This is a genomic window from Metabacillus dongyingensis (genome assembly GCF_019933155.2).
Lineage (GTDB): Bacteria > Bacillota > Bacilli > Bacillales > Bacillaceae > Bacillus_P > Bacillus_P dongyingensis.
On sequence record NZ_CP082944.1, the window covers coordinates 1053476 to 1079981 of the forward strand.

Consider the following 26506-nt stretch of genomic DNA (forward strand, 5'->3'; position numbering starts at 1 on the left):
AAAGAGTAAGCTAAAATAGATAGAGAAAGCGCTTACCTTATTTTCTTTCTTTAAATTTCTGAATATTTAGTTATTAAAACGTAAGAATTTATTGTCAGGAGTGATCACGATGGCTAAAATCCGCTGGGGAATCATTAGTGCTGCAAATATTGCATACAACGAACTAGTTCCGGCATTGCGGCGTTCAGACCGAGCAGATGTAAGAGCTGTGGCATCTAAAAGCTTAGAAAAAGCGAAACGTTTTGAAACACCTATTATTTATGAACAATATGAACAGCTTCTTGATGATCCATCCATTGAAGCCGTTTACATTCCACTGCCAAATTCACTTCATGCCGAATGGGCGGTAAAGGCATTAGAAAAAGGAAAACATGTTCTTCTTGAAAAGCCAGCAGCGTTAACGGAAGCGGAAATGGAAGCTGTGAAAACAGCAGCTAAAGACAATAACGCAGTCTTTATGGAAGCATTTATGTACCAATTTCACTGTCAGCACAAGCGAGTAAAGGAATTGCTCGGATCCGGCCTCATCGGGGAATGCCGCCATGTGAAAGCCCATTTTTCCTGGATGCTTGAAGATGAAGAAGACATTCGCTTAAATTGCGAATTAGGCGGAGGCGCTATGCGTGATGTCGGATGTTACGGTTTGCATGCAGTCACACAAATTGCCGGTTTTAAACCTGTTCAACTTTCAATGAGCGGAAAAATTCGCAACGGAGTAGATACAACATCGACTTGTGTATTAATAGATAAATATAATCGGACAGCTGAAGTATCAGCTTCAATGGAACTTCCATTTATTAATCGGTATGAAATCATTGGTCCTAAGGGCTCCATTATTGTAGATTCCTCGTTTCGTCCAGATGTATCAGCTGATGGATACGGGAAAGTAACTGTGAGAGACGAAAATGGCAATGTGATTCTTTTTGAAAGGTTCAAAGACGATCAATATTTAAATCAGGTTGAACATTTTCATGACTGTATCCTTGAGGGGAAAAAAACGGTTTACAATGAGGAACATTCCCTTTTGATGGCCCGTTATCTTGAAAAAAGCTATCAATCACTTCACAGCAAGTCTGTGTTAACAGACGTTTAATAAAAGGAGATTAAATACAATGACAAAAAAAATTCGCTCGGCTGTATTTGGATTAGGAAGGCTTGGGTATTGGCATGCAGTAAACGTGGCTAAAATTCGAAACGCAGAACTTGTGGCTGTATGTGATATGAACATTGAGACGGCCAAACGGGTTGCAGAAGAACTTGAGGCGCCGGTTTTTACGGCAAATCCTGATGATATTTTTCAAGATGATACAATTGAAGCCGTAATCATTGCCTCCCCAACGAGCACTCATTTTGATTTGTTGAAAAGAGCATCAGAATCAGGTAAAGCTATTTTTGTTGAAAAACCGCTGACAATTGATTTAAAAGAAGCAAATGAAATTAAAGGCATGATAGAAAAAAACAATTCAATCTGCCAGGTTGGTTTTATGCGCCGATTTGACCCTGCTTATGATGCAGCAAAAAAACGAATTGATGCAGGTGATATCGGTGATCCGATATACTTCCGCGGAATTTCCCGTGATCCCCATGCGCCTCATGAGGCATTCATCAAGCATAGCGGCGGGATGTTTGTAGATGTGTCCATCCATGATTATGATATTGCCCGTTATTTGATGAAGTCTGAGGTCACTTCTGTGAGCGCTCATGGCCGTGTTTTGAAATATCCTTTTTTGGAAAAGTATGGGGATGTCGATCAATCCCTTACTTATATAGATTTTGCTTCTGGTGCTGCAGGAGATGCAGAAGCAAGCCGTAACGCTTATTATGGCTACGATATACGGGCAGAGATCATGGGGACAGAAGGCTCGATTTTTATTGGAAATCTTCGGGAGCATAACATTCAGATATTAACTAAAGCGGGTAACACGCACGATATATTACCGGATTTTCCATCTCGTTTTACGGATGCCTACAATTTGGAACTCTCAGACTTTTTCCGGGTTGTAGCTGAGAACGGAACACCGCGTGTCACAGTAGACGATGGCGTAAAGGCACTCGAAATTGCTTTGGCAGCACGGGAATCCTATCAGACTGGACAAAAATTTGAGCTTTCGCAACTAGCAGTGAGTGTTAAGCAGAGTTGAAGAATAAAAGAGTGCTGTTTTTTTGAAAAAAATAAATATTCAAAATATGTTGAAATTAAGATGCGAAGTCATTATACTTCATATTAGGAAAGCGCTTTCTTAAAAAATCATAAATGATGGAATGAATAGAAAGGGGTCTGTACATGGTTACTCATGCAGGAAGCCTCCTCGAAATAAAAGGAATTAAAAAGAGCTTTGGTCAAAACCATGTTTTAAAAGGGATTGATTTAGATGTAGTAGCCGGTGAAGTTCATGTTTTACTTGGTGAAAACGGTGCAGGTAAATCGACTCTCATAAAAATTTTAACAGGCGCTTACGAAAAGGATGACGGAGAAATTTATTGGGAAGGCAAGCGGGTCGAACTTAATACACCTGTTGAGGCTATGAATCTAGGCATTGCTACCATTTATCAAGAATTAAATGTCATTCCTGAATTAAAGGTTTATGAAAATATTTTCCTTGGAAGAGAATTAAAGCGTGCCGGAAAGTTGTCGCTTCTTAACCAAAAAGAAATGCGCAAGGAAGCAGAACGCTGTTTGGAGATGCTGGGCCAGAGCCCTTCACTGGCAGATAAGCAGCTTGGGGAGCTCGGAATTGGGCAGCAGCAACTTGTTGAAATTGCGAAAGCGCTTGCCCTGGATGCTAAATTGATTATAATGGACGAGCCAACATCCAGCCTTAGTGGAACAGAAGTAGAACAGTTATATAACTGTGTTGAACAGCTTACGGAAAAAGGAATCGCGATTGTATTCATTTCCCACCGCTTGGAAGAAATCAGAAGGATGGGCGATCGGTTAACCATTCTTCGAGACGGATTTAAAATAGATACACTGCAGGTTAAGACTACCGAAACTGATTACTGGATTGAGCTAATGGTTGGCCGTGCGCTTGATGAAAAGTATCCCAAGCAATCGTTTATGCTTGGAGACGAAGGATTTCGGGTTGAAAACATAATGGTAACTGGAACTTCAGAACCAGTTGGATTTTCCATCCGTTATGGTGAAATTGTTGGCATTTCCGGACTAGTCGGCGCAGGCCGTACAGAACTTGCACGAGCCATTTTCAGCGCAGATTCACATGAAGGCGGAAAAGTCTTCATAAATGGTGAGGAAGTTCGAATTAAGTCACCTCGGGATGCAATTGATGCCGGCATTGCCTTTATTACAGAGGACAGGAAAAGTGAAGGTCTCCTGCTTGATCAGCCGCTCGATTTCAACATTGCTATGGCTAATATGAAAAAATTTACAAATAAATCTAGATTAGTTGATTTAAAAGGTATCCGTGAAGAAGCAAAAAATTATATTAAAGAATTGAAGGTGCGCCCTGATAACATTGACCTTCATGCCCGAAATTTAAGTGGAGGCAATCAGCAAAAGGTTGTTATTGCCAAATGGCTATGCACACAAGCAAAGGTATATATCTTTGATGAACCGACAAGAGGCATTGACGTTGGAGCTAAAGTTGAGGTATACCGCTTAATGAATCAGTTAGTTGAAAGCGGTGCCATAGTGTTGGTGATTTCTTCAGACCTTCCAGAAATTCTTGGTATGTGCGATCGAGTCCTAGTGATGAGTGAAGGAAAAATAACCGCTGACCTGGAGATAGAAGAGGCTTCTCAAGAGAGAATTATGAAAGCGGCAACAGGAGGTTAATATAATGAGTGAAGCAGTTTTGAAAAAAACAGACAATGATGCACCAAAACAAAGCAGAAAGCTAAAGAGTTACTTAAGTAAATTTGGACCGCTTATCGGTCTTGTCCTTTTAACTACAGTGCTCACATTTTTATCGGACAAGTTTTTAACATTGAATAATATAATGAACATTGCCCGACAATCTTCTATCAATGCCATTCTTGCAATGGGGATGCTTCTTCCAATATTAACAGCAGGGATTGATTTGTCTGTTGGATCCATTCTTGCAGTCTCCATTATGGTTATGGGAATTGTCTCAGTTAACATGGGCTTGAGTCCAATCCTAGGTATTATTGTATGTCTTGCCGTCGGTGCTGGATTTGGTTTAATAAACGGGTTGTTATTAACAAAATTACGTTTGCCGCATCCGTTTATTTCTACACTTGGTACAATGAACATCGCACGTGGGATTGCGCTAATTTTAACTGCTGCAGCTCCGATTGCTGGTTTCCCATATTTAATTCAATTTATAGGCCGTGAATTTGTAGGTCCTATTCCAGTTAGTTTCCTTCTTGTTATAGTTGTATATATCATCTTTCATATTTTCCTAACCAGAACACAGACAGGGCGTTATATTTACGCCATCGGCGGTAACAAGGAAGCTGCTCGTCTGTCAGGTATTAATGTCGATCGCGTGTTAATTATTGTGTATACAATCAGTGGTTTAATGGCGGGGCTTGCAGGTCTTGTAACAGTTGGCCGAGTTAACTCTGCTTTTCCTCTTGCTGGACTTTCATACGAACTTGACGCAATTGCGGCAGTTATTATTGGCGGCGCTAGCTTTATGGGAGGCGTTGGGACTGTTTGGGGTACATTAATCGGAGCTATGATTATCGCTGTCCTGCGTAATGGCCTAAACCTTTTAAACGTTCCTGCTGATTTTCAAATGGCAGTAATCGGATTTGTTATTATCGCCGCCGTATATGTAGACGTTCTTCGGCAGCGCAAAAGTAAGAAAGGGTAAACTTATCTACTTTGGTAAAGCGCTTTACTAAAAATAAAAAAGGGGGAAATGAAATGAAAAAACTTAAATTGATTGGAACGGCATTGGCAGTATCATGTATAGCATTTGCTGCAGGCTGCAGCGGTGCAGATAAAGAAGCAAGCGGCAACGGGGACGAAAGCGTTGCAGTCGTATTAAAAACATTATCAAGCCCTTACTGGAAATATGTAGAGGCAGGAGCTAAAGCTGCCGGGAAAGATCTTGGAGTAGATGTAACGGTAGTTGGACCATCTGCAGAATCGGAAGTGATCCAGCAAGTAAATATGCTCGAAGATCAAATAAGTCAGTCACCTGGTGCTATTGTAGTCGCTCCATCTCAGCCAGAAACAGTTGTTCCAGTATTAGAAACTGCATCTCAATCGGATTTACCAGTTCTTCTAATAGATTCAGATGCTGAGTTTGCAGGAAAAACAAGCTTTATTGGTACAGAAAACCATACAGCAGGTATAGAAGGCGGAAAATTGCTAGCTTCTATGCTTCAAAAGGGAGATAAAGTGGTCTTAATTTCAGGAGCGCTCGGTAATCCTGCTACAGATGACCGAATTAAAGGTGCGAAAGAAGCACTTGAAGAAGCAGGTCTCGAAGTTGTCGCTGAACAACCTGGAGATAGTGATAAAACAAAAGCTATGTCTGTTATGGAAAATATTCTTCAGAAAAATGGGGATGTAAAAGGTGTTTTCGCAGCCAATGATGATATGGCGCTGGGTGTATTGCGTGCAGTCGAAGCTAAAGGAAACGATATTAAAGTAATCGGCACAGATGGAACAGAAGAAGCAGTTGAATCTATTTTAGATGGGAAACTTGCTGGTACAATTGCACAAAGTCCTTACAACATGGGCTATCAAGGTGTCGAAAACGCATTGAAAGCAATTAAAGGGGAAAAGGTCAAAGAGCGTATAGACAGCGGAATAGACATCATTACAACTGAAAACGCAGAAGAAAAATTAGAATTTTTAAAGAGTATTTCTAAATAAGGTCTAAATTTGGTACAGCAAATTTCCTTCATGCTAAACTAATGAAAAAGACAATTCGGAGGAGTTTGAAAATACATGAAGCTCACTATCTATGATGTAGCAGAAAAGGCGGGAGTCTCAATTGCTACGGTTTCCAAGGTGCTGAATAATACAGGACGGATCAGCAATAAAACAAGGAATAGAGTAATGGAAATCATGCAAGAACTTGAATACCAGCCAAGCAGTGTAGCAGCAGCGCTGACAGGTAAGAAAACTTTTACAATCGGAGTGCTTGTTCCTGATATTTCCAACCCCTTTTTTGCTGAGGTAGCCCGGGCTTTGGAAAACAGCGCACGGGAAACGGGTTATGCCATCATATTATGCAGCACAGATTATCAGCGAGAACGTGAACAAGATTATTTAGAGCTGCTTTTAAAAAAACAAGTTGATGGAATTATTATTGCAACAGAACCAAAGGATTGGAAGGTTTTTAAAAAACTCCAAAGCAAGAGTATCCCTCTCTTAATGTTTTCGATTGATCATCCATCTTTTGCTTCTCACGTTGTTACGACTGATGATGTACGCGGCGGATATCTGGCAGGCCGTTACTTGCTGGATAAAGGTCACACGAAAATTGCTGTGATTGCAGAATTAAACCGGGCGAGCGGAGTGCTGCGTTTGCAGGGCTTTAAACATTCTCTTTCTGATGAGGGAATTCATTTAGATGAAAACTATGTTGTACATTCAAAATCAAAAATAGAAGAAGCGAAAGCGGCTGCCCGGCAAATATTGAAATTAGAGGTTAAACCCACTGCAGTATTTGCTTCTACGGATCTAATCGCTGCAATATTCATTAATGAAGCAAGAAAAGCGAAAGTGGCGATTCCACATGATATATCAGTGATTGGTTTTGATAATACGATTCATGCGGAGTTAGCAGATCCAGGTTTAACTACAATCGCACAGCCTATTGAGGAATTGGCACACTATGCTATTCAAAAGCTGCTGCTGTCAATTGGAAATCCAGATATGCCTGGACACAGAATTATGCTTGCACCAGAGCTGATTGAACGTCATTCTGTCAGAGATTTGAATGAAATTGAGGCTAAGAGATAAGGATTTAACTTGCCGGCTTGGGCCGGAATTTTTTTCAAGTCAACAGGAAAGCGCTTAATCGAACCTATAAAAATTTAAAATTAACGATTTAGGGGGAATCGGTCGATGACATTGACTGTGGGAATTATTGGAGCTGGACGTATCGGAAGATTGCATGTTGATAATTTGAGGTTGATTCCGCACATTCGGATTAAAAGTGTATCGGATGTTGCTGCCCAACATCTTGAAACATGGGCAGAAGAAAAGCAGATTGAAGTATTAACAACAGATTATCATGAATTGCTGAATGATCCTGTTATACAAGCAATTTTTATTTGTTCGCCAACAAATACTCATGCAGACATTATTAAAGAAGCAGCAGCTGCCGGAAAACATATTTTCTGTGAAAAGCCAGTCAGCTTCTCGGTGGAAGAAACAAAGGAAGCACTTGCTGCTGTTGAAAAAGCCGGTGTAAAGCTGCAGGTTGGTTTTAACCGCCGTTTTGATCCAAATTTTCGAAAAATTCGTACACTTGTTCAGCAGGGGGAAATCGGAACACCTCACGTGTTGAGAATCACCTCACGCGATCCAGAGCCGCCAGGTGTTGATTATATTAAATCATCAGGCGGATTGTTCATGGATATGACCATACATGACTTTGATATGGCGCGCTACGTAATGGGCAGTGAAGTGGTGGAAGTTTTCGCGAAAGGTGCAGTGCTTGTTGAGCCGGCGATTGGGGAGGCAGGCGATATTGATACTGCTATTATTACCTTGAAATTTGCAAATGGCGCTCTTGGTGTAATCGATAATAGCCGCCGTGCAGTTTACGGTTATGACCAGCGTCTTGAAATCTTTGGTGATAAGGGCGCAGCGGAGGTAAATAACAATCGGGCAACAACCGTTGAAGTTTCAACCATTGATAGTGTAACGAAAGAGAAGCCGCTTTACTTTTTCCTTGAACGTTACACTCAAGCATATATCGATGAAGTAACTGAGTTTGCTGCTGCAGTCCTTGAAAATCATGAAGTGAGCTGCAATGGCTTTGATGGTTTACAGGCTGAACGTATTGCCAGAGCAGCAAGACAATCACTTGAAACGGGGGCCCCAGTTCAATTAAAGCCGGCTGCCCAAACTGCTGCAAATTAATTGTACGGAAGGAAGGATCATATGAACCCGCTCAAATTTGTAAAGGATAGACCCCTTGATATTATTGCTGTCGGCAGGCTTTGTATTGACTTAAACTCCAATGAAACAAATCGCCCAATGGAAGAAACGAGCACATTTACCAAATATGTCGGCGGTTCCCCGGCCAATATTGCGATTGGTTCTGCTAGATTAGGTCAAAATACGGGATTTATCGGCAAAGTTGCTGATGACCAAATGGGCCGTTTTATCACAAATTACTTAAAGAAAAACAACATCGATACAAAGGGCGTAACAGTTGACCAAACAGGTGCGGTCACAGGTCTTGCTTTTACTGAGATAAAAAGTCCGGCTGAATGCAGTATTTTGCTGTACCGTGACAACGCCGCTGACTTGAAGCTGCATCCTTCTGAGGTAGAAGAGGATTATATTAAACTATCAAAAGCTCTATTAATTTCAGGAACAGCTCTAGCTAAAAGCCCATCCCGGGAAGCTGTATTTTTGGCGCTCGAATATGCGATTAAACATAAAGTAACGGTTTTCTTTGATCTTGATTACCGCCCGTATACATGGACTGACGAATCCGAAACAGCTGTTTATTATAACTTGGCTGCAGAGAAATGCGACGTCATTATCGGGACTCGCGAAGAGTTCGATATGATGGAAAAATTGTTGAATATCGATGAATCAGATGACCAGTATACAGCGTCCCGCTGGTTCTCATACCGTGCAGATCTTGTTGTCATTAAACATGGCGGTGCAGGATCCATTGCCTATACAAAAGACAATGAATCACATAGAAGCGGAATCTTCAAGACGAATGTTCTGAAAACGTTCGGTGCGGGCGACTCTTATGCATCTGCTTTCATTTACGGCCTAATGAATGGAAAAGATGTGTCGGAAGCGATGAAGATGGGCAGTGCCTCGGCATCCATTGTTATTTCCCGCCACAGCTGCTCAGATGCCATGCCGACAAAGGAAGAGCTGATCAATCAAATGGAAACAGCAGTTTACGAACCAGTTCAAGGATAGAAAGGGAGAATATAAAATGACACAAACAACTGTAAAAACGTTAAAAAACTATATTGGCGGTGAATGGGTAGAGTCAGCTTCTGAAAAAACAGAAATCGTCTATAACCCGGCAACAGGTGAAGAGCTTGCTATAGTACCTCTTTCTACAAAAGAAGATGTGGACCGTGCTGTGCAAGCAGCGAATGAAACGTTTAAAACATGGTCCCAGACATCCGTTCCAAAACGCGCGCGTATTCTTTTTAAATATCAGCAGCTCCTTGTAGAGAAGTGGGATGAGCTTGCAAAGCTTATAACAATTGAAAACGGAAAAAGCTTTCAAGAAGCACACGGCGAGGTGCTTCGCGGCATAGAGTGTGTTGAATTTGCTGCAGGAGCACCTACGTTAATGATGGGTAAACAGCTTCCTGATATTGCGACAAACATCGAATCTGGTATGTATCGCTACCCAATCGGTGTAGTCGGCGGAATCACACCATTCAATTTTCCAATGATGGTTCCCTGCTGGATGTTCCCGCTTGCAATTGCTTGCGGCAATACATTCGTTTTGAAGCCGTCTGAACGAACTCCGCTTCTTGCGGTACGTCTTGCAGAATTGTTCGAAGAAGCAGGCCTTCCTAAAGGTGTATTAAATATCGTGAATGGTGCACATGACGTAGTTAACGGCATTTTAGAGCACAAGCACGTAAAAGCTATTTCGTTTGTCGGTTCACAGCCTGTTGCAGAATACGTCTATAAAACAGGCACTGCAAACTTAAAACGTGTTCAAGCATTGGCAGGAGCTAAAAACCATTCAATTGTATTAAAAGATGCGAACATTGATGCAGCAGTAACACAAATTACAAGTGCCGCTTTTGGATCAGCAGGTGAACGCTGTATGGCAGCGGCAGTTGTAGCAGTCGAAGAGCAGATCGCGGATGAGCTGATAGAAAAGCTTAACAAAGCTGCTGATGAGCTTACAATCGGTAATGGACTGGATGAAGGCGTATTCTTAGGACCGGTTATCCGTGAATCTCATAAAGAACGTACACTTGGCTATATCGAATCTGGTGTTAAGCAAGGTGCAACGCTTGTCCGTGATGGTCGAGGCGATGAAGCGGCAAACGGTAAAGGTTACTTTGTTGGACCTACAATTTTCGATCATGTCACACAAGAAATGAAAATTTGGCAGGATGAAGTATTTGCGCCAGTTCTTTCGATCGTGCGCGTAAAAGATTTAACAGAAGCGATTGATGTAGCAAATGCTTCACCATTTGCAAATGGGGCTTGCATCTATACAGACAGTGCATATGCCATCCGTCAGTTCCGTGAAACCATTGATGCAGGCATGTTAGGTGTTAATGTTGGAGTTCCAGCACCAATGGCATTCTTTCCATTCTCAGGCAATAAAGATTCATTCTACGGCGACCTTCATGCAAATGGTACGGATGGTGTCGAATTTTACACCAGAAAGAAAATGGTTACAGCTCGTTTCGTGAAGTAAGGATTAAAGGGAAGTGGCGGGACCGAGTGCCGCTTCCCTTTTTCATTTTGCACTAGGAAGGCTTCAGGAAATATTCTTTTTCAGACAAATCATGTGTGTTTCTTAATGAGAGAGGAGAGTTATAAGTGAAGACGATACAAATGACAACTGCACAGGCACTCGTGAAATTTTTAAATGAGCAGTATATAGAATTTGATGGAAAACAGGAACGTTTTATAAAAGGGATTTTTACTATTTTCGGCCACGGGAATGTGCTTGGACTTGGCCAGGCACTAGAAGAAAATCCAGGAGAACTGGAAGTCTATCAGGGACGAAATGAGCAGGGAATGGCTAATGCTGCGATGGCGTTTGCTAAACAGAAACATCGGAAACAGATCATGGCATGCACCTCATCTGTTGGACCTGGAGCAGCAAACATGGTCACTTCTGCCGCTGCTGCTACAGCGAATAATATTCCTGTTCTATTATTACCCGGTGATGTGTTCGCAACACGCCAGCCGGATCCAGTGCTTCAGCAGATCGAACAAACCCACGATCTGTCCATTTCAACAAATGATGCATTCCGGGCTGTAAGTAAATATTGGGATCGCGTTACCCGGCCAGAACAGCTTATGTCTGCGATGCTGAATGCGATGCGTGTATTGACGAATGCAGCAGATACAGGAGCTGTCACGATTGCACTTCCGCAGGATGTACAGGGTGAAGCATGGGATTTCCCTCAAAGCTTTTTTGAAAAACGGATTCACCGGATTGACCGCAGGCTTCCATCTGCTGAAAGTGTGCAGGATGCAGTGAAACTTATTCAGGTAAAGAAAAAACCATTGCTGATTTTTGGCGGAGGCGTCCGTTATTCTGAAGCAGCTGACTCTTTAGTGAAATTTGCAGAAACGTTTAATATCCCATTTGGTGAAACCCAGGCTGGCAAAAGCGGTGTGGAAAGTAATCATCCGCTCAATTTGGGCGGACTCGGCGTAACGGGCAACTCGGCTGCTAACACACTGGCAAAAGAAGCAGACCTGATTATTGGGGTCGGTACGCGTTTTACTGATTTTACAACAGCGTCTAAGCAGTTGTTTGGAAAGGCTGACGTACTTACGATAAACGTTTCGGAATTCCATGCAGCAAAACTTGATGCTGTAAAAGTAGTCGCCGATGCAAAAGCCGGACTTGAAGCCATTGCAGCAAAACTTGGAGACTATCGTTCTGCTTATGAAAATGAAATTGAAGATGCGAAGCAAGGCTGGCAGAATGAATTAAACCGATTATACGGAATTACTTATGGCGATCGCTTCACACCCGAAATAGCTGGTCACCTCGATGAAAAGCTGCCTGAATATAAAGAAGCGCTTGGCACTGAATTGACACAGACAAGCGTGCTTGGAGCATTAAATGAAATGGTGGCTGATAATGCGATTGTGGTTGGGGCAGCCGGCAGTCTGCCAGGCGACATGCAGCGTATGTGGATTTCGAGAACACGCAACACCTATCACATGGAATATGGCTACTCATGCATGGGCTACGAAATAGCTGGAGCTCTGGGAGTTAAGCTTGCCGAGCCGGACCGGGAAGTATACGCGATGACCGGTGACGGCAGCTATTTGATGCTTCATAGTGAACTCGTCACATCCCTGCAGGAAGGGAAGAAAATTAATGTTGTCCTGTTTGATAATTCAGGTTTTGGCTGCATAAACAATTTGCAGATGGAAAACGGAATGGGCAGCTTTGGTACAGAATTTCGAAAAAGAAACCCTGAAACGGGAAAAATGGATGGTCCGGTCATGGCTATTGACTATGCAAAAGTCGCAGAAGGCTATGGTGTTAAAACATACTCCGTCAGAACGATGGATGAACTTCACGCAGCCGTCATTGACTCGAAAAAGCAAACTGTAAGTACACTGATAGACATTAAAGTGCTTCCAAAAACGATGACACACGGCTACGATTCATGGTGGCATGTTGGTTTAGCCCAAGTTTCTGAAAAAGAAAGCATCAAGAGTGCATTTGAAAATAAGGAAACCAATCTGGAAAAAGCGCGTGCGTACTAACGGGGGGGGACAGCTATGTTTAAAACCAATCAAGTGAAATTAGCTATTGCACCAATCGGCTGGACAAATGATGATATGCCTGAGCTTGGCGGGGAAGTGACATTCGAGCAATGTATTAGTGAAATGGCGCTATCCGGATTTACAGGAAGTGAAGTGGGAAATAAATATCCGCGTGACACAAAGGTACTAAAAAAGGCATTGTCTTTACGCGGTTTAGAAATTGCCAGCGCATGGTTCAGCTCCTTTTTAACATCAAAACCATTTGAAGAAACTGCGGATGCGTTTAAAGAACACCGTGACTTTTTGTTTGAGATGGGTGCAAAAGTGATTGTGGTATCTGAACAAGGCAACAGCATCCAAGGACAAATGGAGACATCGCTGTTTGATCATAAGCCAGTCTTCACAGAAAACGAATGGATGCTGCTATTGGAAGGTTTGCATCATCTTGGAGATCTCGCAGCGGAAAAAGGTATGAAAATTGTCTACCATCATCACATGGGTACTGGTATTCAGACGACAGAAGAAATTGCCCGGTTAATGACTGGAACGGATCCTGCAAAGGTTTCGCTTCTTTACGATACAGGGCACCTTGTATTCTCAGGGGAAGACCATCTTGCCGTGTTAAACACCTATATGGATCGCATTCATCATGTTCACTTAAAAGATGTCCGGGCCGATATTGTTAAAAAAGTGAGTGAAGAAAAGCTGAGCTTTTTACAGGCTGTCAAAGCTGGCGTATTTACAGTGCCGGGAGATGGTTTAATCGACTTCAAGCCAGTGTTTGAAGCGTTGAGTGCAGCTGAATATAAAGGCTGGCTTGTCGTTGAGGCTGAGCAGGACCCAGCAGTTGCCAATCCTTTTGAATATGCATTGAAAGCACGCCAGTATATTCGTGAAATGAGCGGGATTTAAAGTTTTGAAAATGGAGGAAGTACGTTTGAAGCAGTCCACGCTTCATTTAACCATGTGATTGAATTGGCGAACGGGGAAGCACCTTTCCGTAATTACTTTACTTATCATAAATGCATGATAGAGGCGGCTGCTGAAAGTGTGAAGCGTCATATGCGCATGTTTCAGAGTACATGGCGTGCCCTAAATCGAAGGAGGAACTGTACATGTATGAAAAATTAGATGAACTAACAGAAGGGTATACGGAAATGACAAAAGGCGACGGTAAACACAGCGATATGATGCAGGATATCGGTATTTATGCCATGCAGGCTGGTAAATCGGAAACACTAAGCGACAGTATTCAAGAAACAGCGATACTGCTTCTTGAAGGTGCCGTTCAAATAGAATGGAGCGGGAAGACACAGGAAATGAAGCGTGATAGCGTTTTTGAAGAAGATCCTTGGTGTCTTCACGTTCCCAAAGGTGTAGATGTAACGATTACGGCGCTTTCAGCAAGCGAAGTGCTAGTTCAAAAAACAGACAATGACCGTATATTTGAAGCGAAATTATATACGCCGAAGGATTGCAAGAGCACAGTTGCCGGAGAAGGCGTCTGGAACGGAACGGCAGAACGTGTCATCCGGACTATTTTTGATTATAATAGTGCTCCTTATTCGAATCTTGTTATAGGAGAAGTCATTTCCTATCCAGGCCGATGGTCCAGCTATCCGCCTCACCATCATGCTCAGCCAGAAGTGTACTATTACCGTTTTGATAAACCTCAAGGCTTTGGATGTGCAATGGTCGGACCGGAAGCATACCGCGTTGAGCACAACAGTTTTATTACGATTCCAGGTGACCTTGACCATCCTCAGGCTACTGCACCGGGATATGCTATGTATTTCTGCTGGATGATTCGCCATCTGGAAAACAGCCCATGGACAGAACGAATCATGGAAGAGGAACATAAATGGCTGCTTGAGCCCGATGCAAAAATCTGGCCGGAAAAATAAATACTCCCCGCCTGCATGCATTCGAAAAGCGTGCAGGTTTTTCTGACTTTTGACAGTAAAAAGACATATCAGCTTTAGCGCATGGAAGTTTCAAGGGATGGAATAGGGGAAGAAGGAAGGTGTTTTAGGGTGATCAAAGATAAAATGCGGCAGCCTCAGAATTTTCATATCGTTTTTCTCAGTATTGTTTTTTGCTTTTGGTTTTCGATGTATATTTATATCCCAACATTCAGTATTTATTTGGATGTATTAGATATGGGATATTATGCCTCAGGAATAATCATGGGCAGCTATGGGATCATGCAAATAATCATCAGATTCCCATTAGGCATCGCGGCGGATAAATATAAAATCAGCAGCAAATTATTGGTGGCCTTCGGGTTTGCCGTTTCATTCATTAGCGCACTATTGCTGGCCTTGACGAATGACTTTATGCCAATCTTTTTCGGACGGTTTCTTGCGGGTGTTACAGCTGCCATGTGGGTAGTCCTGACCATTTGGTATAGTTCTTCTTTTGAAGAAAGCCGGTCACTAAAAGCAATGGGCATTTTACAATCAATGACTGTTGCCTCTCAATTGATCAGCATGGCAATCAGCAGCTGGATTGCTGATGTTCTGGGTTTTACAAGTTTATTCTGGATCGGTGGAATTTTTGCTTTAATCGGACTCTTCCTTGTCCTATCCCTGTCTAGTGCTGACACGGTGGAGGCAGAAGACAAAACAGGGGAAGGTAAACAGGGTAAATCAATTGTCAAGCATGTGGTGAAAAATCGGAAATTGTGGTCACTAAGTCTTTTATCCCTCTTGTCCCACGCTGTTCTCTTTACAACTATTTTTGGTTTTTCATCCGTCTATTTTAATGAGCTGAATGATCATGCTGCTGCCATACTTCTGCTTGTCATCGCTTTTATGGTACCGCACGTCCTTGCTCCTGTTGTGCTTGCTTTGAAAAAAAGATCCTTCACTAACCCCTTTTTAATAATGTTCATTTGCTTTGTTATAGGAGCTTTATCCCTATTAATGATGGGAGGCACAAACAATTGGGCTGTTTACTGTTTTTTGCACACGATATTAGGTTTGTCCCTTGGTTTTATCTTTCCTGTTCTCTTGGACCAAGTCAGCAAAACAAACCATAAAGCGGGATCCAAAACGGCAATGGGATTCTATCAGTCCCTCTATTCAATCGGAATTGTGGCAGGACCGATAGCAGCAGGCTATATTGCCAGAGAAGTGGACCTCAGGGGCGTCTTTATCATGTCGTCCATTTTGCTCTTCATTGGAGGTATGATATCTGCTGCAGAAAGTGCAACTTACCAGAAATCAAGAAAATATAAAAGGGAGCATCAAGTTTCAACATAATCTTGTATACCTCCATTTTTATTTCCTCATCTTGTTAAAATATTGTAAAATTGTAGAAAAAAGGGGGTGGATATGCTAGATTAAAAATAGTTCTATACTCCTATATAATTGAAGAGGTGAAAACTTTTGGGAAATGAGCAAGAAGAGTATTTAGATAATTACATAGCAAACCGATTTACGATGGCAATCTTGCCCGAGGTGCACAAGGGGAGGCTGTATTCAAGAGTAATTGAGGTAGAGAAAGAGCTGTTTGTGAAGCTCAGTCCTCAGGATATTGTAAACCGCAGCTGCTCATATTTCGGCTCAAGTTATGAAGGCCGCAAAGCCGGCACGAAAGATCTAATGGGGATTACACATAAACCTCCAATAGTCATTGATCCGGGGAATTATATGTTTTTCTTTCCAACGTCTTCTTCTTCAAGAAGACAATGCGCATGGATTTCGCATGCACATATTCTTCAATATAAAGCAGCTGATTTTGATAATACAGAAATCTTCTTCACAAATGGGAGCAGTGAGACGATTTCAGTATCTTCCACTTCTTTTGAAAATCAATTATACCGGACAGCCCAGCTGCGAACGATCATTACAGCCCGTATCGAGGAAGAGCATCGTAAAATGAATCTGCTGCTGTTTCCAAAGGAAAAGCAGACTAACCTCATCTACGAACAAATCATTCGGGAGCTGAACAAGCACTAATTACTTTTTTATGACTTTAAATAAATAATCCTCCATCAGTTCGCATACTTTATTGCGTATTCGGGGATTAAAATAATTGTGCTGCTCCTCGTAGCCTTTAAAGATGAATGAATACATGGTAAATGCTTCATCTCTTTGTACCTGGCTGACTTTAATGCTGTTTTTTTTCAGTTCATGGCGTACGACTGTCAGATCCTTTTGTGCAAGCTTGAGTGATTCTTCCACGATGTTAAGATAGGGCTGTTTAAGCTTGAATGGACTTTGTTCAATGATAGATAAGTCCCGGTTGAAAATGGAAATGGTCATCGGGAGGTAAATGGACATTTCAATTGCATCTCGAAGGTCTGAGGGAATTCTCGTCATCAAAAAAACCTCGCTTCAACATTATAAAAAGAACGTATGTTCGATTTTATTTTACTTTATCAGCTTATGAAATGCAAGACTGTTTTATGCATGCCCCACACCGCAATATACTCCTCTATGTTTAAAGTCTTTACACAAAAGTGTAAAATAATAGCATAGATAAAGATATAAGGAGCTTACCGCATGGAACTCGAGGCGTTTCTGGATTATTTTACAATGGAAAGAATGATGGAGTTTTTCAAAGATTACCGTTCGTTTGGCCCGCTGCTCGGCATAGGCCTGCCTTTGCTTGAAGCATTTCTGCCGTTTTTGCCGTTAGTGGTTTTTGTTGTAGCCAATGCCAATTCGTTTGGTCTGTGGTTTGGTTTTATTTATTCTTGGATTGGCAGCTGTCTTGGGGCAATCATCTTGTTTTTGATCATACGTAAATACGGACAAGAGAGATTCTTCAGAATTTTCAGCCGGAACGCATCTGTGCAGAGAATGATGGGGTGGCTTGAGAGGCACGGGTTTGGTCCTTTGTTTTTACTGCTTTGCTTCCCGTTTACGCCTTCTGCAGCAGTTAATATCGTAGCAGGACTGTCCAAGGTGAGTATTTGGCAATTCAGTTTGGCTGTGCTGTCCGGAAAGTTTGTGATGATCTTTTTGATCAGTTTCATCGGCTACGATTTGCGGGCTATGATTACGCAGCCTGAAAGAACGGTCATTGCCGCTGTTGTGATTTTTTTATTGTGGTTGATCGGCAAGCAGCTCGAAAAGCGCATGAATGTTAAAATGCTTGAGAAGAAAAGAGATCATTAAATTTACGGGGGAGTTAAGATGAGAAAAAGATACTGGTTTTTTTCAACTGTCATCACATTCTTGCTCATTATTACCATGAAAAATCTCGTTTTCGTTGATTACAAGGTAGAGGGTGTTTCCATGCAGCCCACTTTAACAGCCGGACATCTGCTGTCCATAAATAAGGTAAATCACCGCCTGTTTGATTTCAAGCGTTTTGATATCGTTGTGTTTAAAGCACCAGGCGGAGAAGATGCTTATATCAAAAGAGTGATCGGTTTGCCCGGGGATGAACTCGCATATAAAAACGATAAGCTGTTCGTGAATGGCAAAGCTATGGAAGAACCCTATTTGAAATCGCAGAAAAAAGGGACTCCTTTCGGCAGATTAACAGGGAACTTTACATTAAAAGATATCACCGGAAGAAAAACAATTCCTGAAGGCTATCTTTTTGTTTTGGGGGATAATCGTCTCGTAAGCCGTGACAGCCGCCAATTCGGATTGATCAGCCAGGATGATGTGATCGGGAAAGTGAAAGAGTGAACTTATTTTCTGATTGTAAAAAGAACGGCTATGCTGTAAAAGACTGAGAATAAAAACAGAATTTCATGAAAAGAGAAGATGCCTGCAATTATAGGGCCTAAGCTTGCACCGGCTAAAAGCAGAAATGAATAGAGGGATACGGCAGCTGCCCTGCCACGGCCTCCGTATTCGCCGGTAAGTGAAATGACTGCGGGTATACAAACAGAAAGCGATGCCGTGTATAAGACAGAAAATCCGGCTGACATGTAAAGGTTCGGGCGTGAAAATGTAAAGATAAATGAAAGGATCATTCCAATCATTGCATACCTGACAATAGTCAGTTTCCCGTATTTTATAATCAGCTTAACACTGATGAGCGAGAAGAATACCCCGGTTAATCCTGCTGCTTTGCTCCAAAACAAAACCTCATTTGAAACAGTTCCTCATGATTATCGGAATAAGCATATAAATGCTGCTTGCGACCATAATGGCGGTGAGTAAAAAAAGAATGAAAGCAGATTGATTCTATTCCCTTTTCTGCCTTCGTTAACCTCCTGTTTCTGCAAAACTTGGCAAATGTGCGGGAATGGTATTCCCATGTCTTTTCAAGTAAAATAGAGGGAGAGAATACGACTGAAATAGATGAAAAAATAAAAAGGCATAATGGTATGCCTTTTTATTCTTTAAAGATAAGAAAAGATAAAAGGCTAAAGACCCAGAGTAAGGTCAAAGCGCTTGCGCTTTTTATAGGAAACGATAAAATTTTGATCAATGATGGCAAGCGGAAGCGCCTGACTCCCCGCTCAGAAAGGCTCCGCCAAAAAACGTCCAGCCCGGACTTTTCCGTCGGTTCCTTATCTGCAAGCTGGAGCTGAATAAGGCGCTTGCGCTTTTCTAAGAGAGGGGTCCTGAATGTGGGAGTAAGATTTGTTTTAGGGAGATCTGGAAGCGGGAAAACACACCGGCTGTTAAATGAAATCCGCATGGATCTTTTTGATCAGCCGGAGGGAGACCCAATCGTTTATTTGGTGCCGGATCAAATGACGTTTGGCATTGAATATGAGCTGATTAAGACGCCTGATTTAGGCGGGATGATGCGGGCTCAAATATTCAGCTTCAGCCGTCTGGCCTGGAGGATTCTGCAGGAAACCGGAGGAATCAGCCGTTATCATATTTCTGGCACAGGGATTCAAATGATGCTCCGGAAGCTTGTAGAACAGCATAAGCAGGAGTTTAAAATTTTTGCAAAAGCAAGCAGCAAAAGCGGATTTATCGAACATATTGAGTCGATGATTACAGAACTGAAGCGCTATTGCCTCACGCCGCAGGATATGGAAGAGAAGCTCGAGAGGATGTCAGTAAATGCCACCCGTCAGGAAAAGGCGCTTGCTGATAAGCTTCATGATGTTATCCTCCTTTATAAACAGCTTGAGATTGAACTAAGCGGAACGTATGTTGATTCAGAGGATTATCTCAAGCTTTTGGCAGAGAAAATTGCTGAATCATCTTATATTCGAAGTGCTGATATTTATATAGATGGATTTCACAGCTTTACACCGCAGGAGTATGAAGTAATCAAGGCAATTATGAATCATGCGAAAAGCGTAACCATTGCACTTACAGCGGACAAGCCGTTTCATGAGCATCTGCCGCATGAGCTGCATTTATTCAGAATGACGGGAATGACCTATCATAAGCTCTCAATGCTTGCTGAGGAATCAAAGATGGATGTGGATGAGGTGCTCGTATTAAACGAGATGCCGAGATTTATAGAACGTCCGTCTCTTGCCCATCTTGAACGATATCTTGAGTCAAGACCATTAAAGCCGTACGAAGGAGAAACAAACGCGGTGATTGCCCAGGCCGCGTCCCGCCGCTCAGAAATAGAAGGGATAGCCAGAAAAATCCGCGGTTTTGTTATGAATGAAAGGTACCGCTATAAAGATCTTGCCGTTTTAATTCGGAATATCGGCGACTATCAGGACTTAATTGAACAAGTGTTCAGAGATTATGAGATTCCATTTTTTATCGATCAAAAGCGTTCCATGCTGAATCACCCTGTCATTGAACTGATCAGATCCGCCCTGGAAGTCTTAAATGGCAACTGGCGCTATGAAGCTGTGTTCCGCTGCATTAAAACAGAACTCCTTCTTCCTCTTGATGCCGACAAGCAGGATATGCGGGAAAAAATGGATCAGTTTGAAAACTACGTGCTTTCATATGGGATTCAGGGCAGCAAATGGACGAAGGAAGAACGCTTTGTTTACCGCAGATACTATTCTCTGGACGATGAGTATGTCAGAACAGATGAAGAAAATGAAATGGAAGAAATGATCAATCAGCTAAGGGATCTGGTTGTCCGTCCGCTCCGCGGACTCGCTCAAAGAATGAAAGGTGCTAAAAACGGCATCGGCATGGCTGAGGCTCTGTACCTGTTTCTTGAAGATCTGGATATCCCGCTTAAGCTTGAGCAGCTGAGAGTGGAAGCTGAGGAAGCGGGAAGACTGATCGAGGCAAGAGAACATGCACAAGTATGGAGTGCTGTAACAGGAATGCTTGATGAGTTTGCTGAGATGATGAATGAGCATTCCCTTTCCCGCAAGCTATTTTCGGAAATGATTGAAACGGGTCTTGAAGCAATGAAGTTTGCGCTGGTTCCGCCGGCAATTGATCAGGTTGTCATCGCAAGCTTAGAACGCTCAAGGCTGCTTAACGTAAAAATTTCATTTGTTGTTGGTGCGAACGATGGTGTCCTTCCTGCCAGACCGATGGAAAAAGGCGTGCTGACAGAGGAAGACCGGATGTCCCTCCACCATCAGGGGATTGAGCTTGCGCCAACTGCGCGCGAGCAGCTTTTAGATGAGAGTTTTATTATTTATTTAGCATTGGCTGGCGCATCCCATGAGCTGTATATCTCCTATCCTCTTGCAGATGAAGAGGGAAAAGCTTTGCTGCCTTCTATGATCATAAAAAGGTTAAGAGATTTATTTCCGGACATTCAAACGGAAATCTTTATAAATGAGCCTGAGGAGCTGCCTGAAGAGGAGCAGCTGTCCTTCATTGTGAATGAAGATGTTACGATATCTTATTTGACATCCCAGCTTCAAGCCTGGAAACGAAGCTATCCAATCAGCTCCATCTGGTGGGATACGTATACGTATTTTACCAAGCATGAACAAAAAGAAACGTTATCAAAAGTGGTGGGAAGCCTGTTTTACCGAAACGAGGCAGAAACGCTGCAATCAGACATCAGCAGAGAGCTGTACGGCGAGCACATTCAAGGCAGTGTTTCGCGGATGGAAATGTTTAAGGCCTGTGCGTTTTCCCATTATGCTACACACGGACTAAAGCTGAAGGAACGGCAATATTTCCGCTTGGAGGCACCGGATATCGGTCAAATGTTTCACTCAGCTTTAAAGCTGATTTCAGATCGCATGCAGCAATTAAAGCTTGATTGGAAGGATTTATCGAAAGACCAGTGTGCCCGTCTTTCCCATGATGCAGTTGAAACGCTGGCTCCAAGGCTTCAAAGGGAAATTCTATTAAGCTCAAACCGTCATCACTATTTAAAAAGAAAGCTTGTCAGTATTATAACGAGAGCATCGTCTATCTTAAGCGAGCATGCGAAGGCAAGCGGATTTGCGCCGGCCGGTCTTGAGCTCGGTTTTGGCAAAGGCGGTCCGCTGCCTCCAATCCGTTTTCAGCTGGAAAATGGATGCACGATGGAATTGATCGGAAGGATTGACCGCGTGGATAAGGCGGAAAGCTCAAAAGGGGTTCTTCTCCGAATCGTTGATTTTAAATCAAGCGATAAAGCTCTGAATCTAGCAGAAGTGTATTACGGACTGGCCCTGCAAATGCTGACGTATTTAGATGTGATTATTACACACTCTAAAAGCTGGCTTGGAGTGGAAGCGACTCCTGCAGGCGTGCTATATTTCCATGTGCATGATCCGATGATTCAGACTGCATCTCAGCTGCCTCAGGATAAAATTGAAGAGGAGATTTTCAAGAAGTTCAAAATGAAGGGGCTGCTCCTTGGAGATGAGGAAGCTGTACGGTTAATGGATCAGACATTAGACAGCGGTCTTTCGAAAATTGTATCTGCCGGCCTTAAAAAGGATGGCGGCTTCAGGTCTGACTCTGCGATTGCAAGCGAAGGCGAATTTGATTTGCTCCGAGGACATGTGCGCTCCATTTTCCAAAGCATAGGAACCGATATTACAAACGGAGTTGTTGACATCGCTCCATACAAAATGAAGGAGAAAGTGCCATGCACGTTTTGCTCCTTTAAGTCAGTCTGTCAATTTGATCAATCATTGGCGGAAAATCAATACCGCATGCTGAAGGATGACAAAAATGATGTTATTCTCACCAGATTGCGGAACGAAGCAGGGGGGGAAGAGAATGATACCGAAACCAAGTGACAGCCAGTGGACAGATGATCAATGGAAAGCGATCGTCTCAGGCGGGCAGGATATTCTTGTGGCAGCAGCTGCAGGATCAGGAAAAACAGCGGTGCTCGTAGAGAGAATCATCCGCAAAATCATTTCTAAAGAAAATCCGGTCGATGTGGACCGGCTATTGGTCGCAACTTTCACGAATGCGTCTGCGGCAGAAATGAGAAACCGGATCGGGGAAGCACTTGAAAAAGCATTGAAGGAAAACCCCTCTTCCCTTCATTTGAGAAGACAGCTGTCCCTATTAAATCGGGCAGCGATTTCTACGCTGCATTCCTTCTGCTTGAATGTGGTGAGGAAGTACTATTACTTAATCGATTTGGATCCGGGCTTCCGGATTGCAGATGAAACAGAGGGACAGCTCCTGATTGATGAGGTGCTCGATGATATTTTTGAAGAACAATACAGCCTTGCAGATAATGATGCTTTTTTTGATCTAGTAGACCGCTATACAACAGATAGAAGTGATACAGACCTGCAGACACTTATACGTGCACTCTATCAATTTTCACGTTCACATCCGAATCCTTCCATGTGGCTTGACGAGCTTGCAAAGATGTACAGCGAAGAAGAACGGCTTGAAAACCTGCCATTTTTCCCATATCTTACTGCAGATATATCCATGCAGCTTACAAGCAGTCTCGAAAAACTGCAGCGGGCGCTTGCACTGACTGAAAAACCTGGCGGCCCCGCTCCGCGTGCGGAAAATCTGACTGATGATATCAGACAGGTCCAGGAACTGATTGAAGTAAAGGATTCTTGGCAGGAACTGGCTGGGAAAATGGCGCTGACGTCATTTTCACGGGCAAAGGCATGCAGGGGTTCTGAATACAGCAAGGAATTGCTGGAACAGACTACAGCGCTGCGAAATTCAGCAAAAAAACAGATTGAACAGCTGCAGGAAGAGCTGTTTGGACGTTCTTATGAAAGCCATTTGCAGGATTTACGGGAATTAAAACCTGTCATTGAAACACTTACAGGGCTTGTGAAGCTGTTTGGAGCACGATTTGATGAAATGAAAAAGCAAAAAGGAATTGTTGATTTCTCAGACCTTGAGCACTACTGCCTTCAAATTCTTGGAACACTTGATGAGCTTGGTCATCTGCAGGCAAGTGAAGCAGCTCTTGATTATCAAAATCAGTTTAAAGAGGTTCTTGTCGATGAGTATCAGGATACCAATCTCGTTCAGGAAACCATTCTCAAGCTGGTAACAAAAAGTGGTCCGGGAAACCTGTTTATGGTAGGGGATGTAAAACAATCAATCTACAGATTCCGTCTTGCTGAGCCGTTCTTATTTTTAAGCAAATATAAAACCTTCTCAAAAGAAGGACAGCACAGCGGCCTCCGCATCGATTTATCTAAAAACTTCAGAAGCCGTTCAGAAGTAATCGACGGCACAAACTTTCTTTTCAAACAGCTGATGGGAGAGAAGGTTGGGGAAGTCGCATACGACCTTGATGCTGAGCTGAAGCTTGGGGCATCTTATCCGGATTCTGAGAAAATGCGGGCTGAACTTCTGCTTATAAACCGCGGCAAAGATGAGGAAGAGGACGATTCAGAGGATGATGCACCATTCCATCCCGAAGAACTTCAGACCGTTCAGCTTGAAGCAAGAGTCATGGCAAAGAAAATCCGCGGCATGATTCAGGATAAATTTCAGATTTATGACCGTAAAATCGGCGGAACCCGGAACATCACATACAGGGATGTTGTGATCCTGCTCCGCTCTATGCCATGGGCGCCCCAAATTATTGAGGAGTTTAAGCAGGAAGGCATTCCTGTGTATGCCAACCTCTCAGGGGGCTATTTTGAAGCAACAGAAGTCGCTATTATGATGTCACTGCTTAAAGTGATTGATAATCCATACCAGGATGTTCCGCTTGCATCCGTTTTAAGATCGCCTGTTGTTGGACTGAATACAAATGAACTGGCAATCATCCGGACGTATTCAAAAAAAGGCGCGTATTTTGAAGCGTTAAAAATTTTCTTAGCAGAAGCATCCATGGAAGACGCTGGACTCAGCAAAAGACTCCAGTCATTTTATAATCAGCTGCAAACATGGAGGGAACTCGCTCGCATGGGCTCAGTTTCCGAATTAATCTGGCAGCTGTACCGGGATACGAAATTTTTTAATTATGTCGGAGGAATGCCGGGCGGCAAGCAGCGGCAGGCAAATTTGCGGGCGCTTTATGACAGAGCCCGCCAGTATGAAGCAACAACCTTCAGAGGACTTTTTCGTTTCCTTCGCTTTATAGAGCGCATGCAAGAGCGCGGTGATGACCTTGGTGCTGCAAGAGCTCTTGGAGAGCAGGAAGATGTGGTCAGGCTGATGACCATTCACAGCAGCAAAGGACTGGAGTTTCCGGTCGTATTCGTTGCAGGGCTTGCAAGACAGTTTAATATGATGGATATGAATAAAAAATATTTGCTCGATAAGGAACTCGGATTTGCTACGAAGCTGATTCAGCCGTCCCTTCGAATCAGCTACCCAACCTTGCCGCTCTCAGCCATGAAGAAAAAGATGAAAATTGAACTGCTGTCAGAAGAGCTCCGTGTTTTGTATGTTGCTTTAACACGGGCAAAAGAGAAACTTTTCTTAGTTGGCACTTTGAAAGACGCAGGAAAAACGCTGTCTGATTGGCAAAATTCAATGACACAAGAGGAGTGGCTGCTCCCGGATTTTGAGCGGGCACAGGCTAAATCGTATCTTGACTGGATCGGTCCGGCATTAGTCCGGCACGCGGATGCAGAAAGGCTCAGGGAGAACAGCGAAGAGACTAGTCCTTTCATTCTGGATCACCCATCCAGGTGGGAAGTGAACGTAATGGATGAAGAGGAACTGTATGACAGTCAAAAAGAGGAGAAAAAGTACGATCAGGAAATGCTAAGTGCTTTGAAAAACCTTGAACCTGTTGCACAGCAGTCAGATTATCAAGATCAAATTAAAGCCCGGTTATCATGGACGTATCAGCATCAGTTTGCCACCGTATTCCGTTCCAAGCAATCTGTATCGGAAGTGAAAAGGCAGCAGGAATTTAGAGATGAATACAGTGATGAAACCATTCTGCGGACTCAGAAAGACACCTTTATGTTTGATCGTCCAAAATTCATGCAGAAAAAATCGCTCACGGCTGCAGAAAAAGGGACAGCTATGCATGCTGTCATGCAGCAGCTCAACCTGAGAGAACCGGTAACGTCCAAAAATACCGATCAAAAAGTACAAGAACTAATCACAAAAGAAATTCTGACGAAAGAACAGGCTGGCAGCATTGAGATTGACTCCATTGTTCATTTTTTCCAGACGGATATCGGAAAAAGACTTCAAAAAGCAGACCGAATTGAGAGGGAGGTTCCCTTCAGTTATGCATTGCCTGCGGAAGAACTATATGAAGAAGCAATGGGTGAACATGTCTTGATTCAAGGGGTAATTGACTGTTTATTTGAAGACAAAGATGGTGTTGTTTTGATAGATTACAAAACAGATGCCATTCATGGCAAGTATCCGGGAGGATTTCAGCAGGCACGTCCTATTTTAGCGAAACGCTACAGGGTTCAGCTTGATCTTTACGGAAAAGCCATTGAAAAAATAACGAAGAAACCTCTTTCATCAAAAATTCTTTACTTTTTTGATGGAGGAAATGTACTTGAAATATAGCAAATGAGAAAGAAAGGCTTTTCTTTTTTATATTGAATATTTGATAGATTGGCTAGCGCAAGCGCCGGGCTTTCCGGTCAGAACGGCTCATCCGCAAATGGCTGAGCTGACCAGGATGCTTGCGCTTTTCTTAATAGATAAGAAAGTACAAATTTTTGCGCATTGATGTCTAGCCGCA

Annotated in this window: 20 protein-coding genes; 18 read left to right on the forward strand and 2 right to left on the reverse strand. The window is 42.8% G+C overall.

From position 1 onward, the window contains the following. Positions 1-109 precede the first annotated feature (109 nt). From K8L98_RS05280 to K8L98_RS05345, 14 genes are all read left to right on the forward strand, one after another. Positions 110-1093 (forward strand): Gfo/Idh/MocA family protein, encoded by a 984-nt coding sequence (locus K8L98_RS05280; RefSeq protein WP_223440225.1) that lies wholly within the window; start codon positions 110-112, stop codon positions 1091-1093. A 19-nt stretch (positions 1094-1112) separates the two neighbouring features. Next, a complete protein-coding gene (locus K8L98_RS05285) occupies positions 1113-2141 on the forward strand; it encodes a Gfo/Idh/MocA family oxidoreductase (protein ID WP_223440227.1) in 1029 nt (342 codons plus the stop codon). Positions 2142-2284: 143 nt separating this feature from the next. Continuing rightward, positions 2285-3793: a sugar ABC transporter ATP-binding protein gene (locus tag K8L98_RS05290; protein WP_223440229.1), complete on the forward strand. Its 1509-nt coding sequence runs from the start codon at positions 2285-2287 to the stop codon at positions 3791-3793. A gap of 4 nt (positions 3794-3797) precedes the next feature. Further along, the gene (locus tag K8L98_RS05295) at positions 3798-4796 is read left to right on the forward strand and encodes an ABC transporter permease (protein ID WP_223440231.1); all 999 of its coding nucleotides are present in this window, start codon (positions 3798-3800) and stop codon (positions 4794-4796) included. A gap of 53 nt (positions 4797-4849) precedes the next feature. Further along, positions 4850-5809, forward strand: coding sequence for a sugar ABC transporter substrate-binding protein (locus tag K8L98_RS05300; protein WP_223440233.1), 960 nt, complete (start codon positions 4850-4852; stop codon positions 5807-5809). A gap of 75 nt (positions 5810-5884) precedes the next feature. Continuing rightward, positions 5885-6904 carry a LacI family DNA-binding transcriptional regulator gene (locus K8L98_RS05305; RefSeq protein WP_223440234.1) on the forward strand — a complete coding sequence of 340 codons (1020 nt, stop codon included), beginning with the start codon at positions 5885-5887 and terminating at the stop codon, positions 6902-6904. Positions 6905-7009: 105 nt separating this feature from the next. After that, positions 7010-8032, forward strand: a complete 1023-nt coding sequence (gene iolG / locus K8L98_RS05310) for an inositol 2-dehydrogenase (RefSeq protein ID WP_223440235.1) — start codon at positions 7010-7012, stop codon at positions 8030-8032. A gap of 21 nt (positions 8033-8053) precedes the next feature. Continuing rightward, entirely contained in the window at positions 8054-9061 is a 1008-nt protein-coding gene (gene iolC, locus K8L98_RS05315; RefSeq protein WP_223440236.1) for a 5-dehydro-2-deoxygluconokinase, read from the forward strand. Between the two features lie 16 nt (positions 9062-9077). Then, complete coding sequence (locus tag K8L98_RS05320; RefSeq protein ID WP_223440237.1) at positions 9078-10541, forward strand: CoA-acylating methylmalonate-semialdehyde dehydrogenase; 1464 nt, start codon at positions 9078-9080, stop codon at positions 10539-10541. A 125-nt stretch (positions 10542-10666) separates the two neighbouring features. Beyond that, positions 10667-12586 (forward strand): 3D-(3,5/4)-trihydroxycyclohexane-1,2-dione acylhydrolase (decyclizing), encoded by a 1920-nt coding sequence (iolD, locus tag K8L98_RS05325; RefSeq protein ID WP_223440238.1) that lies wholly within the window; start codon positions 10667-10669, stop codon positions 12584-12586. A gap of 15 nt (positions 12587-12601) precedes the next feature. Further along, complete coding sequence (gene iolE / locus K8L98_RS05330) at positions 12602-13498, forward strand: myo-inosose-2 dehydratase (protein WP_223440239.1); 897 nt, start codon at positions 12602-12604, stop codon at positions 13496-13498. A 203-nt stretch (positions 13499-13701) separates the two neighbouring features. Further along, positions 13702-14490: a 5-deoxy-glucuronate isomerase gene (locus K8L98_RS05335; protein WP_223440241.1), complete on the forward strand. Its 789-nt coding sequence runs from the start codon at positions 13702-13704 to the stop codon at positions 14488-14490. A 144-nt stretch (positions 14491-14634) separates the two neighbouring features. Beyond that, positions 14635-15849, forward strand: a complete 1215-nt coding sequence (locus tag K8L98_RS05340; protein ID WP_223443191.1) for an MFS transporter — start codon at positions 14635-14637, stop codon at positions 15847-15849. A gap of 126 nt (positions 15850-15975) precedes the next feature. Continuing rightward, positions 15976-16548: a competence protein ComK gene (locus tag K8L98_RS05345; protein WP_223440243.1), complete on the forward strand. Its 573-nt coding sequence runs from the start codon at positions 15976-15978 to the stop codon at positions 16546-16548. Here K8L98_RS05345 and K8L98_RS05350 read toward each other — a convergent pair whose 3' ends face one another. Further along, positions 16549-16911, reverse strand: a complete 363-nt coding sequence (locus tag K8L98_RS05350) for a YhjD family protein (protein WP_223440245.1) — start codon at positions 16909-16911, stop codon at positions 16549-16551. Between the two features lie 183 nt (positions 16912-17094). On the opposite strand from K8L98_RS05350, the gene K8L98_RS05355 reads away from it, so the two are divergent. Both K8L98_RS05355 and lepB read left to right on the forward strand, forming a co-directional pair. Further along, positions 17095-17712, forward strand: a complete 618-nt coding sequence (locus K8L98_RS05355) for a TVP38/TMEM64 family protein (protein WP_223440247.1) — start codon at positions 17095-17097, stop codon at positions 17710-17712. An 18-nt stretch (positions 17713-17730) separates the two neighbouring features. Next, entirely contained in the window at positions 17731-18234 is a 504-nt protein-coding gene (gene lepB, locus K8L98_RS05360) for a signal peptidase I (protein ID WP_223440249.1), read from the forward strand. Positions 18235-18236: 2 nt separating this feature from the next. On the opposite strand, the gene K8L98_RS05365 is transcribed toward lepB, so the two are convergent. Then, positions 18237-18635, reverse strand: a complete 399-nt coding sequence (locus K8L98_RS05365; protein ID WP_223440250.1) for an MFS transporter — start codon at positions 18633-18635, stop codon at positions 18237-18239. A gap of 492 nt (positions 18636-19127) precedes the next feature. Between K8L98_RS05365 and addB the strand changes: the two genes are divergently transcribed. Next, positions 19128-22640, forward strand: a complete 3513-nt coding sequence (addB, locus tag K8L98_RS05370) for a helicase-exonuclease AddAB subunit AddB (RefSeq protein ID WP_223440251.1) — start codon at positions 19128-19130, stop codon at positions 22638-22640. Beyond that, positions 22621-26328: a helicase-exonuclease AddAB subunit AddA gene (addA, locus tag K8L98_RS05375; protein WP_223440252.1), complete on the forward strand. Its 3708-nt coding sequence runs from the start codon at positions 22621-22623 to the stop codon at positions 26326-26328. Before addB ends, addA begins: the two co-directional genes overlap by 20 nt. Positions 26329-26506: the final 178 nt, after the last annotated feature.

Excerpts from the sequence above, each read along its gene's own strand:
- K8L98_RS05280 (WP_223440225.1), top strand. The coding sequence starts at position 110 with ATGGCTAAAATCCGCTGGGGAATCATTAGTGCTGCAAATATTGCATAC.
- K8L98_RS05285 (WP_223440227.1), top strand. The coding sequence starts at position 1,113 with ATGACAAAAAAAATTCGCTCGGCTGTATTTGGATTAGGAAGGCTTGGG.
- K8L98_RS05290 (WP_223440229.1), top strand. The coding sequence starts at position 2,285 with ATGGTTACTCATGCAGGAAGCCTCCTCGAAATAAAAGGAATTAAAAAG.
- K8L98_RS05295 (WP_223440231.1), top strand. The coding sequence starts at position 3,798 with ATGAGTGAAGCAGTTTTGAAAAAAACAGACAATGATGCACCAAAACAA.
- K8L98_RS05300 (WP_223440233.1), top strand. The coding sequence starts at position 4,850 with ATGAAAAAACTTAAATTGATTGGAACGGCATTGGCAGTATCATGTATA.
- K8L98_RS05305 (WP_223440234.1), top strand. The coding sequence starts at position 5,885 with ATGAAGCTCACTATCTATGATGTAGCAGAAAAGGCGGGAGTCTCAATT.
- iolG (WP_223440235.1), top strand. The coding sequence starts at position 7,010 with ATGACATTGACTGTGGGAATTATTGGAGCTGGACGTATCGGAAGATTG.
- iolC (WP_223440236.1), top strand. The coding sequence starts at position 8,054 with ATGAACCCGCTCAAATTTGTAAAGGATAGACCCCTTGATATTATTGCT.
- K8L98_RS05320 (WP_223440237.1), top strand. The coding sequence starts at position 9,078 with ATGACACAAACAACTGTAAAAACGTTAAAAAACTATATTGGCGGTGAA.
- iolE (WP_223440239.1), top strand. The coding sequence starts at position 12,602 with ATGTTTAAAACCAATCAAGTGAAATTAGCTATTGCACCAATCGGCTGG.
- K8L98_RS05335 (WP_223440241.1), top strand. The coding sequence starts at position 13,702 with ATGTATGAAAAATTAGATGAACTAACAGAAGGGTATACGGAAATGACA.
- K8L98_RS05340 (WP_223443191.1), top strand. The coding sequence starts at position 14,635 with ATGCGGCAGCCTCAGAATTTTCATATCGTTTTTCTCAGTATTGTTTTT.
- K8L98_RS05350 (WP_223440245.1), bottom strand. The coding sequence starts at position 16,911 with ATGACGAGAATTCCCTCAGACCTTCGAGATGCAATTGAAATGTCCATT.
- K8L98_RS05355 (WP_223440247.1), top strand. The coding sequence starts at position 17,095 with ATGGAACTCGAGGCGTTTCTGGATTATTTTACAATGGAAAGAATGATG.
- lepB (WP_223440249.1), top strand. The coding sequence starts at position 17,731 with ATGAGAAAAAGATACTGGTTTTTTTCAACTGTCATCACATTCTTGCTC.
- addA (WP_223440252.1), top strand. The coding sequence starts at position 22,621 with ATGATACCGAAACCAAGTGACAGCCAGTGGACAGATGATCAATGGAAA.